At 68.2% G+C, this 13,994-nt stretch carries 20 protein-coding genes; all 20 read right to left on the reverse strand.

Annotation, left to right across the window (positions count from 1 at the left end):
- Positions 1–5: 5 nt before the first annotated feature.
- The 20 genes from AVP41_RS10280 to rplF all read right to left on the reverse strand — a co-directional run bounded on the left by AVP41_RS10280 (position 6) and on the right by rplF (position 13,989).
- Positions 6–848: a universal stress protein gene (locus AVP41_RS10280; RefSeq protein WP_067164015.1), complete on the reverse strand. Its 843-nt coding sequence runs from the start codon at positions 846–848 to the stop codon at positions 6–8.
- Between the two features lie 120 nt (positions 849–968).
- A complete protein-coding gene (locus AVP41_RS10285; protein WP_067164017.1) occupies positions 969–1,646 on the reverse strand; it encodes an endonuclease/exonuclease/phosphatase family protein in 678 nt (225 codons plus the stop codon).
- Between the two features lie 49 nt (positions 1,647–1,695).
- The gene (gene truA / locus AVP41_RS10290; RefSeq protein ID WP_067164019.1) at positions 1,696–2,532 is read right to left on the reverse strand and encodes a tRNA pseudouridine(38-40) synthase TruA; all 837 of its coding nucleotides are present in this window, start codon (positions 2,530–2,532) and stop codon (positions 1,696–1,698) included.
- Between the two features lie 47 nt (positions 2,533–2,579).
- On the reverse strand, positions 2,580–3,464 hold the full coding sequence (locus AVP41_RS10295; protein ID WP_067164021.1) for a carbohydrate kinase family protein: 885 nt from the start codon (positions 3,462–3,464) through the stop codon (positions 2,580–2,582).
- Between the two features lie 48 nt (positions 3,465–3,512).
- Entirely contained in the window at positions 3,513–4,553 is a 1,041-nt protein-coding gene (locus AVP41_RS10300) for a GNAT family N-acetyltransferase (RefSeq protein ID WP_067164023.1), read from the reverse strand.
- Between the two features lie 116 nt (positions 4,554–4,669).
- Positions 4,670–5,239, reverse strand: coding sequence for a 50S ribosomal protein L17 (rplQ, locus tag AVP41_RS10305; RefSeq protein ID WP_067164026.1), 570 nt, complete (start codon positions 5,237–5,239; stop codon positions 4,670–4,672).
- Positions 5,240–5,295: 56 nt separating this feature from the next.
- Complete coding sequence (locus tag AVP41_RS10310) at positions 5,296–6,285, reverse strand: DNA-directed RNA polymerase subunit alpha (protein WP_067164028.1); 990 nt, start codon at positions 6,283–6,285, stop codon at positions 5,296–5,298.
- Positions 6,286–6,399: 114 nt separating this feature from the next.
- Positions 6,400–6,798, reverse strand: a complete 399-nt coding sequence (rpsK, locus tag AVP41_RS10315) for a 30S ribosomal protein S11 (protein WP_067164030.1) — start codon at positions 6,796–6,798, stop codon at positions 6,400–6,402.
- 41 nt (positions 6,799–6,839) lie between these two features.
- Positions 6,840–7,214, reverse strand: coding sequence for a 30S ribosomal protein S13 (gene rpsM, locus AVP41_RS10320; RefSeq protein WP_067164032.1), 375 nt, complete (start codon positions 7,212–7,214; stop codon positions 6,840–6,842).
- A 148-nt stretch (positions 7,215–7,362) separates the two neighbouring features.
- Positions 7,363–7,479 (reverse strand): 50S ribosomal protein L36, encoded by a 117-nt coding sequence (gene rpmJ / locus AVP41_RS10325; protein ID WP_005050492.1) that lies wholly within the window; start codon positions 7,477–7,479, stop codon positions 7,363–7,365.
- Between the two features lie 64 nt (positions 7,480–7,543).
- Positions 7,544–7,765 (reverse strand): translation initiation factor IF-1, encoded by a 222-nt coding sequence (gene infA, locus AVP41_RS10330; RefSeq protein ID WP_013583992.1) that lies wholly within the window; start codon positions 7,763–7,765, stop codon positions 7,544–7,546.
- A 146-nt stretch (positions 7,766–7,911) separates the two neighbouring features.
- A complete protein-coding gene (locus AVP41_RS10335) occupies positions 7,912–8,592 on the reverse strand; it encodes a DsbA family protein (protein WP_067164034.1) in 681 nt (226 codons plus the stop codon).
- Positions 8,593–8,712: 120 nt separating this feature from the next.
- Positions 8,713–9,546 (reverse strand): type I methionyl aminopeptidase, encoded by an 834-nt coding sequence (gene map, locus AVP41_RS10340; protein WP_082829155.1) that lies wholly within the window; start codon positions 9,544–9,546, stop codon positions 8,713–8,715.
- 2 nt (positions 9,547–9,548) lie between these two features.
- Complete coding sequence (locus AVP41_RS10345; RefSeq protein ID WP_067164037.1) at positions 9,549–10,142, reverse strand: adenylate kinase; 594 nt, start codon at positions 10,140–10,142, stop codon at positions 9,549–9,551.
- A complete protein-coding gene (gene secY, locus AVP41_RS10350) occupies positions 10,139–11,467 on the reverse strand; it encodes a preprotein translocase subunit SecY (RefSeq protein WP_067164039.1) in 1,329 nt (442 codons plus the stop codon). The genes AVP41_RS10345 and secY overlap by 4 nt, the downstream gene beginning before the upstream one ends.
- Positions 11,468–11,572: 105 nt before the next feature.
- On the reverse strand, positions 11,573–12,217 hold the full coding sequence (rplO, locus tag AVP41_RS10355; protein WP_082829156.1) for a 50S ribosomal protein L15: 645 nt from the start codon (positions 12,215–12,217) through the stop codon (positions 11,573–11,575).
- Entirely contained in the window at positions 12,217–12,402 is a 186-nt protein-coding gene (rpmD, locus tag AVP41_RS10360; protein ID WP_067164042.1) for a 50S ribosomal protein L30, read from the reverse strand. Before rpmD ends, rplO begins: the two co-directional genes overlap by 1 nt.
- Complete coding sequence (rpsE, locus tag AVP41_RS10365) at positions 12,402–13,094, reverse strand: 30S ribosomal protein S5 (protein ID WP_082829157.1); 693 nt, start codon at positions 13,092–13,094, stop codon at positions 12,402–12,404. Before rpsE ends, rpmD begins: the two co-directional genes overlap by 1 nt.
- Positions 13,091–13,450 (reverse strand): 50S ribosomal protein L18, encoded by a 360-nt coding sequence (gene rplR / locus AVP41_RS10370; protein WP_067164044.1) that lies wholly within the window; start codon positions 13,448–13,450, stop codon positions 13,091–13,093. The genes rpsE and rplR overlap by 4 nt, the downstream gene beginning before the upstream one ends.
- Positions 13,451–13,452: 2 nt before the next feature.
- Positions 13,453–13,989 carry a 50S ribosomal protein L6 gene (gene rplF / locus AVP41_RS10375; protein ID WP_067164047.1) on the reverse strand — a complete coding sequence of 179 codons (537 nt, stop codon included), beginning with the start codon at positions 13,987–13,989 and terminating at the stop codon, positions 13,453–13,455.
- Between the last annotated feature and the right edge of the window lie 5 nt (positions 13,990–13,994).

The following is a 13,994-nucleotide window of genomic DNA, read 5'->3' on the forward strand; positions in this document are numbered from 1 at the left end:
GACGGTCACCGCACCACCGCGGTGACCGTCGACAGCCGCGACAGCACCTCGTGGCTGATCGACCCCAGCAGGAATCGAGCCACGACTCCTCTCCCGTGCGTTCCGACGACAGCGAGCCTCGCCGAGGAGGCGAGTTCGTTGATGATGTGCGAGGGGTAGCCGCGTTCCACACGGCGCTCGACGACGAGGTCGGGGAAGTCGCTGGCCACTCCGGCCAACGCAAGAGCCTGGACTTCTTCGGTCGCGGCCTGCATGTTGGTGAGGTACAGCTCGGGGTAAACCGCGAGGCCGTTGCGCGGAGCTTGCAGCGGCGTCCACACACTGATGGCGATCAGTGGTTCCCCGGAGCGGTCCGCCTCCTCGGCGGCGAACCGGAGGGCGTGCTCGGACACGCTCGACCCGTCGATACCGACCACCACTCCCCTGCGTGCGCCGAGGTCGAGATCCGGGACGACGACGACCGGGCAGGGGGCGCTCGCCGCGATCCGTACGCCGTGCACTCCGCGGGCGCGGCCGCCTTCCGGGCCCCGATAGTCGCTGCCGATGACGAGGACATCGGCGGCGGTGGCCGCTTCCGTCAGCACCGATACGGGATCACCGCTCGCGACGCGGGACACGACCTCGACGCCGCGACCCGCCACCGTCCGCACATGGTCCTGCAAGAGGTCCTCGGCGGCAGAGCGGGCCTCCTCCACCACCGACTCCTCGCCGACAGTCCCGAGAGCGCCGCCGACCACCGAGATCAACTCGACCCGCTCTCCCCGCGCGCTCGCACGAGCGACGGCCCATTCCACGACGCGTTGCGCAACGGGGCCTCCGGTGACCCCGACCACGATCGTCTTCGACATGACGCCTCACCTTCCGGCGCTGCCCTCGTCGGCCGCGCCGCGTGCGTCCAGGGTACGCCGCGGGGCCTGCGAGGACGAGGTGTCGGGCCGTGGATACTCGGGCGGTGTGACGATAGCCGTTCAGGAACGGGGGTCAGCGCGGGCGGTGATGAGGATGGGGAGGTGGTCGCTGCGACCCTGCGGCAATGTCGTGATCGAGTCGATCGTGAAGCCCACGCTCGTCGCGAAGTCGTAGTGCCCGCGGAAGAACTTGTACCGCGTGTAGGTGCGGACATCACTCAGGGTGAGCTCATAACCGGCATCGCGCACGGTCTGGCTCAGGTTCTCCTTGAACACGGGGTAGTTGTAGTCGCCGACCATGAGGATCGGCAAGCCGTCGCCCAATCCGCTCAACTCGTCCAACGCCGCGCGGATCTGCTTGCGTCGCAGGGAGTTGAGCGCTGTGAGCGGCGCGGCATGGAAGCTCGCGACGATGAACTGCGACCCACTGTCGATGTCGCGCAGCCGGACGCCCAGCATGCGTTCCTCTGCGGGTTTGAGCACACGGTCGTGCAGCGACTTCTTCAGGGAGAGCGAACGCACCTCCAGCGGGGTGAAGGTGTTCTCCCGGTGGTAGACGGCCAGCCCCAGACGGTTGCGGACGGTGGCCTCGGCCAGACGCAGCCCCGCGATCTCGACCGGCAGGGTCTCCGTGTCGGCCTCCTGGAGACAGAGCAGGTCGGCGCCGTGAGTGTCCACGAGGCGATCCAGCTCGTGGGCGGCCTTGTGCTTGTTCAGGTTGTACGAGATGACCTTCATGCCGGAGCCCAGCCTAGGCGCTGTCGCCGTGTGTCACCTATGAGAGCCGTCAGTCCTCGTCGAGGCTGCGCCGCGCGCGCGTCTGTTCGGCGCGCAGGGCGAGCAGGTCGTCGGCGGGATAGCCCACCTCGGCAAGAGTCAGCCCGCGGGCGGCGAGCACCTTCGTCTCGCTCGTCCGCTCCCCCGCTTCCCGGATCTCGACGACGTCGCTCGGGGTCAATCGCCCCTGCCCGACACCGACGCAGGCGCCGACGAGCGCGCGCACCATGCTGTGACAGAAGGCGTCGGCCTTGACGTTGGCCACCAGGACGCCGTCGTCGGCGCGGTGCCAGTCGAACTCGAGCAGGGTCCGAATCGTCGTCGCGCCGTCTCGCCACTTGCAGTACGCCGCGAAGTCGTGGAGTCCGATGAGAGATCGGGCCGCCTCGTCCATCGCGTCGACATCGAGCATCGCGTTCACCGTCGTGGTGCGCAGGCGGTCGAGCGGGTCGTAGCCGGTGGCCCGGTCGGCGATGCGGTAGCTGTAGCGACGCCAGACGGCCGAGAACCGGGCGTCGAACCCCGCAACGGCGATCGTGGAGCGGTGGACGGCGAGATCGGGGTACTGCCCCAGGACACCGGTCAGCCGCGCCGCCAGCGCGTCGGGATCGGGGTTGCGTCCCTTGGCGAGCCGAACCTGCTGCGCCTCGGTGAGGTCGAGGTGCGCCACCTGACCAGAGGCATGCACGCCCGCGTCGGTGCGGCCGGCGACCACGAGCGTGGGATCTCCGCCGAGGATCCGTGCGATCGCGGCTTCGAGCGTGCCCTGAACCGTGCGCAGCCCCGGTTGCCGGGCCCATCCGCGGAAGCCGGTGCCGTCGTAGGCGAGATCGAGACGCAGTCGCACTCCGTCAGCCTAGGCGCATCCGCGCGACGCCTTCCGCCCTCGAGTCCTCAGGAGGCCGCGTCCACCTCGCCGCGCGTCGGCGGATTGGCCCCGGCCCGCGAGACCGTGATCCCCGCCGTGACGGCCGCCCGCCGGAGGGCACGTGCGAGCGCCTCCTGCGAGGAGAAGATCCCGTCGTCGTCGAGTGCGCTGGAGATGAGGCTGGCCATGTAGGCGTCCCCCGCGCCGATGGTGTCGACGACCTCGACGGGAAGGGCCTCGACCTCGACGATGCCGTCGGCCCCGCGTGCGATGGCGCCCTCGCCGCCGCGGGTGATGACGACGATCCTGGGGCCGTGGGCGGCGATCTCGGCCAGCACCCCGTCGAGCGCGAGGTCGGGGTAGAGCCACGCGGCATCCTCGTCACTGAGCTTGATCAGGTCAGCAGCCGCGGCCGCGCGAGCGAACCTCTGCCGCGCCGACGCACGGTCGCCCACCAGGGCCGGGCGGATGTTGGGGTCGACAGTGACGAGGCGGTCACCGGCCGCACGCTCCAGCGCCTCGACCACTGCGGCGCCGCCCGGTTCCAGGAACAACGCGATCGAACCGGCATGCACGAGCGCCACGTCGTCGAGGGTGGGAGTGGGGATGTCCCAATCGATCGCGAAGTCGTACTCGGCCGAACCGTCGGAGCGCAGTCGTGCCCGCGCCGTCGACGTCGGCGCGTCGACCCACGAGTCGGCCGTCAGGGCCGCACCCGACGAGGCGATCTGCTCGGCGATGCGCGCACCCCGCTCGTCACGGCCGAGACGCGTGAGGAGGCGCACGTCGTGGCCCTGTCGGGCCACGCCGACCGCGACGTTCGCGGGACTTCCCCCCACCAGTTCGCGCACCTCGGCACCGTCGATGATGTCGATCAGCGCCTCACCGATCACGAGAGCACGAGTGTTCATCCCCCCAGTCTCTCGCAGGTGCGTGGCGAGCCGCGACCGCCGCGGGCGTCAAAATCGCTGCACGAGCGCGAGCGACCGCTCGGTGGCGACGAAGCCGAGGCGCTCGTAGAGGGCGTGGGCTCCGGAGGGGTTCTCGGTGTCGACGTCGAGGACGACTTTGCTGAGCCCCTCTTCGGCGATCGCCGCGAGCGACGCGGCGATGACCGCCGGCGCGAGACCGCGGCGCCGGTGGTCACGCACGACGCCGATGAGGTCGATGTAGGCGTGCGATGCCCCCAGCGTCTCCCAGTCGCTGCGATTGACGGACGCGAGGCACAGGCCCACGACGCGGCCGTCGGCGTCGAGCGCCAGGCGCGACAGATCGGGGCGCAGGAACTCGCCGTCGACGAACTTGCGCCAGCTCTCCTCCGTGGTGGGAAGACTCCCCCAGTGATCCCGGAACGCGTCGTTGCGCGCGGCGAGGACGTCCAGGGCCCGGTCGGCGGTATACGGGATCAGTTCCACGCCATCGGGGATCGTCGGATGAGGCGGGGCGATGGACATGTCGCGCACCATCGTCGTGAACCAGCGCTCCACGCGCAGCCCCAGGGGCTCGGCGATCGTCACGACATCGGGGGTCGACTCCTCGGCGTAGACCTTGATCTGCAGGTCCCATTCCCCCGGCGGCGCGTCCGCGATGGCCTCGGCCAGCTGCTCGCGCGCGCGTACATAGCTCCAGCGCAAGGCGGCGGTGCCGATCCCCCGCCGACGCCAGGCGGGATGGACCGCGCCGCTGATCGTCACGGTGAGGGTTCCCTCGCGCGATGGGTGGAGCATCGCACAGGAGAACGCGACGGCTTCCCCCTCGGGAGTGACGGCGATCACCGTGTCACGGCCATGATCGATGTAGCTCAGATCGAACGCGTCGGCGATGTCCTCGCGTGGCGTGATCCAGGTCGGGTGGTCGACCGCATCGGCAGCAGCCTGCACGCCGTGGATCGCGTCGATGTCGTCAGGGGTGGCGGTACGCCAGCCGGCGATGGCGGGATGGGTGGGCAGCGTCGGCGCCGGCGCGGGCCCGATCCGCTCTGCAAGGCTCTTCTCGGTCACCGCGCCAGCCTACGATGAGCCGCCGACGGCGGCGCTCCCCGACATCCGTGCCCGCAGACGCGAAGAAGCCCGCACCGAGACGGGTGCGGGCTTCTTCGAGCGTATGCGAACGCGGATTACTCCGCCTTCTCCTCCGCGGGGGCCTCGACGGCGTCCGCAGCGGCGGCTTCGGCCGCAGCGCCTTCTTCGGGCGACTCGGCGCCCGCCTCGGCGGCCTCGTCCGACACGGTCTCCTCAGCGACGGGAGCCTCCTCGGCGGGAGCCTCCTCGGCCGGGGCGGCAGCAGCTGGCGCCGCCGACTTCTTCGCGGACTTCGGCTTCGGGTTCACCGGCTCGAGAACGAGCTCGATGACGGCCATGGGGGCGTTGTCACCCTTGCGGTTCCCGACCTTGGTGATGCGGGTGTAGCCGCCCTCGCGCTCGGCGACCAACGGGGCGATCTCGGCGAAGAGGACGTGCACGACTTCCTTGTCACCGATGACCGAGAGCACGCGACGACGCGCGTGCAGGTCTCCGCGCTTGGCGAAGGTGATGAGACGCTCGGCCAGCGGACGGAGCCGCTTCGCCTTGGTCTCGGTGGTCTTGATCGACTTGTGCGTGAACAGCGCCGCGGCGAGGTTCGCAAGCAGCAGGCGCTCGTGGGCGGGGCCGCCTCCGAGGCGGGGACCCTTGGTGGGCTTGGGCATGTCAGTTACTCCTGGTGAAAAGTGTCAGCGAGAGACCCGGGGGTACCGGTGTCCGCTCAGAGGGTCTCGTCGTCGTAGCCGCCGTAGAAGTGGGCGCCGTCGAAACCGGGCACCGAATCCTTCAGCGACAGGCCGAGCGAGACGAGCTTGTCGCGCACCTCGTCGACCGACTTCTGACCGAAGTTGCGGATGTTCATGAGCTGCGTCTCCGACAGGGCGACGAGCTCGGACACCGTGTTGATGCCCTCGCGCTTGAGGCAGTTGTACGAACGCACCGACAGGTCGAGGTCTTCGATCGGCATCGACAGTTCGTTGGTGAGCACCTGCTCGACGGGCGCGGGGCCGATCTCGATACCCTCGGCCTCGACGTTGAGCTCGCGCGCCAGCCCGAACAGCTCGGTGAGCGTGCGGCCGGCCGAGGCCACCGCGTCGCGCGGGGCGATCGAGGGCTTCGTCTCCACGTCCAGCACCAGCTTGTCGAAGTCGGTGCGCTCGCCGGCACGCGTGGCGTCGACGCGGTAGCTGACCTTGAGCACGGGCGAGTAGATCGAGTCGATCGGGACCTGGCCGGCCTCGGCGTACTCGTTGCGGTTCTGCGTGGCCGACACGTACCCACGGCCGCGCTCGATCGTCAGCTCCAGCTCGAAGCGAGCGCTGTCGTTGAGCGTCGCGATGACCAGCTCGGGGTTGTGGACCTCGACACCGGCCGGAGCGGAGATGTCGGCAGCGGTGACCTCTCCGGCACCCGTCTTGCGCAGGTACGCGGTGATGGGCTCATCGCGCTCGCTGGAGACGACGAGCTGCTTGATGTTGAGGATGATCTCGGTGACATCCTCCTTCACACCGGGGATGGTGCTGAACTCGTGCAGCACACCGTCGATGCGGATGCTGGTGACCGCGGCGCCGGGGATCGACGACAGCAGGCTGCGGCGCAGCGCGTTGCCGATCGTGTACCCGAAACCGGGCTCCAGCGGCTCGATGACGAAGCGGCTGCGGAACTCGCCGATCTTCTCCTCGGTCAGAGTGGGACGCTGTGCGATGAGCACTATGTGTTCCTTTCAGTCACGTGCCCGCTATATGACACGTGGGTGTTCTGAGATGTTGAGTTGTTTCCGGCGACGGTCGGGAGGTCGGCGACCGATGCTCCCGACCGTCGAAAATCAGACGCGGCGGCGCTTGGGCGGGCGGCAGCCGTTGTGTGCCTGAGGCGTGACGTCCTGGATGGACCCGACCTCGAGCCCGGCGGCGGTCAGCGAACGGATCGCGGTCTCACGACCCGAGCCCGGGCCCTTGACGAAGACGTCGACCTTCTTGACGCCGTGCTCGGCGGCCTGGCGGGCGGCCGACTCGGCGGCCATGCCGGCGGCGTACGGGGTCGACTTGCGCGAGCCCTTGAAGCCGACGCCACCCGACGACGCCCAGCTGATGACGGCGCCCGAGGGGTCGGTGATCGAGACGATCGTGTTGTTGAACGTCGACTTGATGTGGGCGTGGCCCAGCGCGATGTTCTTCTTCTCCTTGCGGCGCGGCTTGCGCGCGGCGGACTTGGCCTGTGCCATGTTGCGTTCTCCCTAAATCCTTGGCTATGCCCGGCGAAGGCTTAGCGGGCCTTCTTCTTGCCGGCGACGGTGCGCTTCGGACCCTTGCGGGTACGCGCGTTCGTCTTGGTGCGCTGTCCGCGCACGGGAAGGCCGCGGCGGTGACGCAGACCCTCGTAGGAGCCGATCTCGACCTTGCGGCGGATGTCGGCGGCGACCTCGCGGCGAAGATCACCCTCGGTCTTGTAGTTCGCGTCGATGTAGTCGCGCAGCGCGACGAGCTGGTCGTCGCTGAGGTCCTTCACCCGGATCGACTCGTCGATCTCGGTCTGCTTGAGGATCTCGGCCGAACGGGTACGGCCGATGCCGTAGATGTACGTGAGGGCGATCACCACGCGCTTGTCGCGCGGGATGTCAACGCCGGCAAGACGTGCCATGCGGTTTCTCCTGGGAGTTGGTGGAGGTGTGGAGCAGGATCGGTGCCCGGGCCTCCGCCCCGGGGTGTCCCCTCCGAAGAGGTTCTGAACCTGCCAGTGTGTGTTGAGTTGTACGTTCCGGGCCGGATGCCGTGGCACCCGGAGCCCGTCAGCCCTGGCGCTGCTTGTGGCGCGGGTTGGACTTGCAGATCACCATGACGCGGCCGTGGCGGCGGATGACCTTGCAGTGGTCGCAGATGGGCTTGACGGAGGGGTTGACCTTCATGATTTCCTGATTTCGCTGTCTTCGCCGGGCAGGGGGAACCCTGGGGCGTTACTTCTCGACCGGTCTAGCGGTAGCGGTAGACGATGCGCCCGCGGGTGAGGTCGTAGGGCGAGAGCTCCACGACGACACGGTCCTCGGGGATGATGCGGATGTAGTTCTGCCGCATCTTGCCGGAGATCGTGGCGAGCACCTTGTGTCCGTTGGTCAGCTCCACGCGGAACATCGCGTTGGGAAGCGCCTCCGACACTGTGCCTTCGATCTCGATGACACCGTCTTTCTTAGCCATAGCCTCGCTGTCGCTTGCACAGACCGGTCGGTCTGCGGGTGGATGGGATTCGGTGCTTCGACACGCCAATGAAGGCGCAAGGCACCAAAGATTCAGTGTACGTGATAAAGGTCGGGCCGGCAAACTGCGGGCCCGACCTTCCCGCGTCAGCCGTTGGTGAGTCGCGCGACGATGTCGGTCTCGGCATCGAAGGTGACGGGCACGATCGTCCCGTTGACGGCGAGCGTGGGCGTGCCCGTGGCACCGTCGGGAAGCTTCTGCGCCTTGGCGAAGTCGAGGAACTTCTGATCCAGGATCGCCTTCTCCAGCTCGGGCGTGACGTTCACGCCCGCATCCTTCGCGATCGAGACCATCTGCTCATCGGTGAGTCCCGCGCTCTGCTCCGCCGGCTGGTTGTCGTACATCGCGACGAGGAAGGCGTACGCGTTGGCCGGATCTGCTTCGGCGACGGCATACATCGCCGCGGCCGAACGGCTCGAGAACTCGGTCCCCTGCGAGAGCCGGTCGAGGATCGCGACCGGGTGCACCTCGAGGGTGATCTTGCCCTCGTCGATGAGCTGGGTGATGGTCTTGCCCTCGGTCTTCTCGAACTGGCCGCAGTAGGGGCACATGAAATCGACCCACGTGGACACCGTGTCGGGGCCATCGCCGAACGTGATCGCACCGGTCTCCTGGTTGATCCCGCTGGAGTCGGGCGCGACCCCCGGATCGGTGGCCTTGTTGTTCATGATCATCACGAGCACCACGACCACGGCCACGACGGCGACCACTGCAACACTCGTCCAGATCGCGAACCAGTTCGTCTTGCCCGATGCTGATTGCGCCATGCCTCACGTCCTTCTCCGTCGGCACGCGCCGACACCGTCTGTCATTGTCTCACCCGGTCGCTATGGAACTCATGTGTCCAGCGCCGTGACAACCGCATCGCGGTTTCGAGCGCGACGCCGTCAGGCGATCGGTGCGGGGGTCACACCGAACGGCGCCAGGCCTGCGGCGCCGCCGTCTTCCGCCGTCAGCACCCAGATGCCGTCGGCGTGTACCGCCACGCTGTGCTCCCAGTGGGAGCCATCGCCGCCGTCGACCGTGGAGACCGTCCAGTCGTCGTCCTCCACGAAGGTCGCCTCCGACCCCGCGACCACCATCGGCTCGATCGCCAGGCACAGCCCCGGCTTGACCTCGGGGCCCAGGTCGGCGACCCGGTAGTTGAAGACGGTGGGTCCCTCGTGCATGCGACGACCGATGCCGTGGCCCACGTAGTCGCGGAGGATGCCGTATCCCTCCCCCGACGCCTCGATCGTCGTCTGCACGGCGTCGCCGATCTCGCCGACGCGACGCGCAGAGGCAAGGGCAGCGATGCCGGCCCACAGTGACGCTTCGGTGACCTCGGAGAGCCGCGTGCGCGCCGCGACGATGTCGGGACGCGAGGGGTCGGGGACCACGATCGTGATCGCCGAGTCGCCGTTCCAGCCCCGGAACTGCGCCCCGGCGTCGATCGACACGATGTCGCCGGGCTCCAGAACGCGATCGCCGGGGATGCCGTGGACGACCTGATCGTTGACGGAGATGCACGTGGTGTGGCGGTAGCCCCGCACGAGCTGGAAGTTCGACTCCGCGCCCCGGGCGCGGATGACCTCGTCAGCGACGGCGTCGAGCTCCGCCGTGGTCACCCCCGGAGCGACCAGGCGTCGCGCCCGGTCGAGAGCCGCGGCGGTGATGCGGCCCGGCTCGATCATCGCCCGCAGCTGGGCGGGCGACTTGTACAGCGAGCGGCGCAGTCCCACGATCAGGCGGTGATGCCGCGAGCGGAGAGGGCGGACACGATCCGCGCATACACCTCGTCGAGCGACCCCACGCCGTCGATCTCGTCGACGATCCCGCGGCCGCGGTAGACATCGAGGATCGGAGCCGTCTCGGACTCGTAGATCGAGAGACGCTTGGCGATGGACTCCTCGTTGTCGTCCGCGCGGCCCTGTTGAGCGGCGCGCAAGGACAGGCGGGCGATGGATTCGGCCCGCGGCACCGAGAGCTCGATCACGGCCGTGAGGGGCTCACCGCGCCCCTCCAAGAACACATCGAGGTCGCCGACCTGCCCGAGGTTGCGCGGGTAGCCGTCGAGCAGGAAGCCGTTCGCGGCATCGTCCTGCTCGAGACGATCACGCACGATCGCGCTCGTCAGCTCGTCGGGGACCAGGTCGCCGGCATCGATGATCGCCTTGACCTGCTGGCCGAGCTCCGTGCCCTCCTTGACGTTGGCGCGGAACACATCTCCGGTGGAGACCGCCGGAATCCCGAGCGACTCCGCGATCCGAACACCCTGGGTGCCCTTGCCCGAGCCCTGCGGCCCGATGATCAGGAGGCGTGCGGGAGTGGAGGTCATCGAAGAAGCCCTTCGTAGTGTCGCTGCTGCAGCTGGGCATCGATCTGCTTGACGGTCTCGAGGCCGACACCGACGATGATCAGGATCGACGCACCGCCGAACGGGAAGTTCTGGTTGGCGCCCACCGTGGCAAGGGCGATCAGAGGCAGCAGGGCGATCAGGCCCAGATAGATCGAGCCCGGCAGCGTGATGCGGGTCAGGACGTAGTCGAGGTACTCCGCCGTCGGCCGACCCGCCCGGATGCCCGGGATGAAGCCGCCGTACTTCTTCATGTTGTCGGCGACCTCGACCGGGTTGAACGTGATCGCGACGTAGAAGTAGGTGAAGCCGATGATGAGGAGGAAGTACACCGCCATGTAATACGGCGAGTCACCGGTCGTGAAGTACTGCTGGATCCACGTGACCCAGCCGGGGACGTTGCCGTCGGCGTCGGGCGTCTGGTTGAACTGCGCCACGAGCGCCGGGATGTACAGCAACGACGACGCGAAGATGACGGGCACGACGCCGGCCATGTTCACCTTGATCGGGATGTAGGTGTTGGTGCCCCCGAGGGTGCGGCGTCCGACCATGCGCTTCGCGTACTGGACGGGCACCCGACGCTGGGACTGCTCGACGAACACCACGAGCGCGATGACCGCGATGCCGACCGCCAGCACGAGGAGGAAGATCTCGAAGCCGTTCGTGGCCTGGATGGCCCACAGGGCCGCGGGGAACGACGCGGCGATCGAGGTGAAGATGAGGATCGACATGCCGTTGCCGACACCGCGCTCGGTCACCAGCTCGGCGAACCACATGATGAGGCCGGTACCGGCGGTCATCGTGATGATCATGAGCAGCTGGGCCCACCAGGCCTCTTCGGTCAGCAGCGACGAGCACTCCGGCACGCCCGTGGCGTTTCCGAACAGCTGGCCCGAGCGGGCGACCGTCACGAGGGTCGTGGACTGCAGCAGCGCCAGCGCGATCGTGAGGTAGCGCGTGTACTGGGTGAGCTTGCTCTGCCCCGCCTGGCCCTCCTTGTAGAGGGTCTCGAAGTGAGGGATGACCACGCGCAGCAGCTGCACGATGATCGTCGCGGTGATGTAGGGCATGACGCCCAGCGCGAAGATCGAGAGCTGGAGCAGCGCTCCACCCGAGAAGAGGTTCACGAGCGACAGCAGTCCGTCGGTCGACCCCGTCTGCTCGAGACACGAGGTCACGTTGGGGTAGTCGACGAAGGGCGTCGGCACGTGGGCACCGAGACGGTAGATGGCGATGATCGCCAGAGTGAAGGCGATCTTCCGCCGAAGATCCGGCGTGCGGAAGACCCGCGCGATGGCGCTGAACAAGAGATTCCTCCAGATGGACGGCGGCGTGTCGGGACACGCCGTCTCCCAGAGTACGGCAACAGGGGCCGCCCCGGTGTCTGAACCGGGTCGGCCCCTGTCACAGGACTACTTGACCGAACCGCCCGCGGCGACGATCTTCTGCTCGGCCGAACCCGAGACCTTGTCGACGGTGACGTTGAGCTTGACCGAGATGTCGCCGGTGCCGAGCACCTTGACCTTCTCGTTCTTGCGGACGGCACCCTTGGCGACGAGGTCGCTCACGGTGACGTCGCCACCGGTGGGGTACAGCTCGGCGAGCTTGTCGAGGTTGACCACCTGGTACTCGACGCGGAACGGGTTCTTGAACCCGCGCAGCTTCGGCGTACGCATGTGGAGCGGCATCTGCCCACCCTCGAAGCCCACCTTGACCTGGTAGCGAGCCTTCGTACCCTTGGTACCGCGGCCCGCCGTCTTGCCCTTGGAGCCCTCACCGCGACCGACACGGGTCTTGGCGGTGTTGGCACCCGGAACCGGACGCAGGTGGTGCACCTTCAGCACACCGGGGCGCGAAGCGCCGGCATCCTGGGCAGGCGTCGCCTTCTTGGCGGCCGGCTTCGAGGCGGGAGCCTTCTCAGCCTTGTCCGCGCTGTCGGCAGCAGCCTTCTTGGCGGGCGCCTTCTTGGCCGCGGGGGCCTTCTCGGCTGCCGGCTTCTTGGCGGCGGTCTTCTTCTCGACGACCTCTTCGGTCGTCTTCTCAGCCTTATCGGCCATCAGTCGATCTCCTCAACCTTCACGAGGTGCGCGACGGTCTTGACGTACCCGCGCGTCTGCGAGTCGTCCGGACGGACGACCGAGTCGCCGATCCGCTTGAGACCGAGGGAACGCAGCGTCTCGCGCTGGTTCTGCTTCTCGCTCACCTTGGACTTGACCTGCGTGACCTTCAGACGCGAAGCCATCAGGCACCAACCTTCTGTGCCGCGATGGCGTCAGCCTCGGCACGGATCAGGCGGGCCGGCGCGACCTGGTCGAAGTCCAGGCCACGGCGCGCGGCGACCGCACGGGGCTCTTCGAGCTGCTGAAGCGCGGCGACCGTCGCGTGCACGATGTTGATCGTGTTCGACGAACCGAGCGACTTCGACAGCACGTCGTGGATGCCGGCGCACTCGAGGACGGCACGGACCGGGCCACCGGCGATCACACCGGTACCGGCAGCGGCCGGACGCAGCAGCACCACACCGGCGGCCGCCTCACCCTGCACCGGGTGCGGGATCGTCGAGCCGGAACGGGGCACGCGGAAGAAGTTGCGCTTGGCCTCTTCGACGCCCTTCGAGATGGCCAGGGGAACCTCGCGCGCCTTGCCGTAGCCGACGCCCACGAGGCCGTTGCCGTCGCCCACGACGACCAGCGCCGTGAAGCTGAAGCGGCGACCGCCCTTGACGACCTTCGACACGCGGTTGATCGTCACGACACGCTCGAGGAACTGGCTCTCGTTACGGTCGCGCGAACCACGGTCGCGGTTGGGGTTGCGCTCGCGGCCACCGCGACGCGGCTCGCGCTCACGCTCGGCGGGCGCCTCGGTCGCAGCCGTCGCCTCGGGCGCGGTCTGCTCGGCAGTGGCTGCCACTTCGGTCTCCTTGTTCTCGCTCACAGGTTCAAACCTCCCTCGCGAGCGCCTTCGGCGATCGCGGCGACACGGCCGGCGTAGCGGTTGCCACCGCGGTCGAACACGACGTCCTCGACGCCGGCGGCCTTCGCACGCTCGGCGACGAGCTCGCCGACCTTGCGCGCCTTGGCGGTCTTGTCACCGTCGAACGCCCGCAGGTCGGTCTCGAGGGTCGAGGCCGATGCCACGGTGTGGCCCTTGCTGTCGTCCACGAGCTGGACGAAGACGTGGCGGGCCGACCGGGTGACGACCAGGCGCGGACGCGCCTCGGTGCCCACGACCTTCTTGCGAAGGCGGGCGTGACGACGCGCACGCGCGTCGGACTTCGACTTCACAGCCATGATTACTTACCAGCCTTTCCGGCCTTGCGACGAACGACCTCGCCGGCGTAACGCACACCCTTGCCCTTGTACGGCTCGGGCTTGCGGATCTTGCGGATGTTCGCAGCCGCCTCGCCGACGGCCTGCTTGTCGATGCCGCTGACGGTGAGCTTGTTGTTGCCTTCGACGGTCAGCGTGATGCCGGCCGGGGCCTCGACGAGCACCGGGTGCGAGAAGCCCAGCGCGAACTCCACCGCGCTGCCCTTCTGCTGCACGCGGTAACCGGTGCCGACGACCTCGAGACCCTTGGAGTAGCCCTGGGTCACGCCGATGATGTTGTTGTTGATGAGGGTGCGGGTGAGTCCGTGGAGCGAACGCGACTCGCGCTCGTCGTCGGGACGGGAGACCAGGACCTGGCCCTCCTCCACCTTGACCTCGATGGGGCGCGCGACGGTGAGCTTCAGCTCGCCCTTCGGGCCCTTGACGGCGACATCCTGGCCGGCGACCTCGACGGTCACGCCTGCGGGGATGTCGATCGGAAGACGTCCAATACGCGACATGTCAG

It is taken from the genome of Microbacterium sp. TNHR37B (assembly GCF_001620065.1).
GTDB lineage: Bacteria > Actinomycetota > Actinomycetes > Actinomycetales > Microbacteriaceae > Microbacterium.

Excerpts from the sequence above, each read along its gene's own strand:
- rpmJ (WP_005050492.1), bottom strand. The coding sequence starts at position 7,479 with ATGAAGGTCAACCCCTCCGTCAAGCCCATCTGCGACCACTGCAAGGTC.
- infA (WP_013583992.1), bottom strand. The coding sequence starts at position 7,765 with ATGGCTAAGAAAGACGGTGTCATCGAGATCGAAGGCACAGTGTCGGAG.
- AVP41_RS10345 (WP_067164037.1), bottom strand. The coding sequence starts at position 10,142 with ATGACCTCCACTCCCGCACGCCTCCTGATCATCGGGCCGCAGGGCTCG.
- AVP41_RS10285 (WP_067164017.1), bottom strand. The coding sequence starts at position 1,646 with ATGAAGGTCATCTCGTACAACCTGAACAAGCACAAGGCCGCCCACGAG.
- AVP41_RS10280 (WP_067164015.1), bottom strand. The coding sequence starts at position 848 with ATGTCGAAGACGATCGTGGTCGGGGTCACCGGAGGCCCCGTTGCGCAA.
- rpsM (WP_067164032.1), bottom strand. The coding sequence starts at position 7,214 with ATGGCACGTCTTGCCGGCGTTGACATCCCGCGCGACAAGCGCGTGGTG.
- rplR (WP_067164044.1), bottom strand. The coding sequence starts at position 13,450 with ATGGCTGTGAAGTCGAAGTCCGACGCGCGTGCGCGTCGTCACGCCCGC.
- rpmD (WP_067164042.1), bottom strand. The coding sequence starts at position 12,402 with ATGGCTTCGCGTCTGAAGGTCACGCAGGTCAAGTCCAAGGTGAGCGAG.
- AVP41_RS10335 (WP_067164034.1), bottom strand. The coding sequence starts at position 8,592 with ATGGCGCAATCAGCATCGGGCAAGACGAACTGGTTCGCGATCTGGACG.
- rpsK (WP_067164030.1), bottom strand. The coding sequence starts at position 6,798 with ATGGCACAGGCCAAGTCCGCCGCGCGCAAGCCGCGCCGCAAGGAGAAG.
- rplO (WP_082829156.1), bottom strand. The coding sequence starts at position 12,217 with ATGGCCGATAAGGCTGAGAAGACGACCGAAGAGGTCGTCGAGAAGAAG.
- rplF (WP_067164047.1), bottom strand. The coding sequence starts at position 13,989 with ATGTCGCGTATTGGACGTCTTCCGATCGACATCCCCGCAGGCGTGACC.
- AVP41_RS10295 (WP_067164021.1), bottom strand. The coding sequence starts at position 3,464 with ATGAACACTCGTGCTCTCGTGATCGGTGAGGCGCTGATCGACATCATC.
- rplQ (WP_067164026.1), bottom strand. The coding sequence starts at position 5,239 with ATGCCCAAGCCCACCAAGGGTCCCCGCCTCGGAGGCGGCCCCGCCCAC.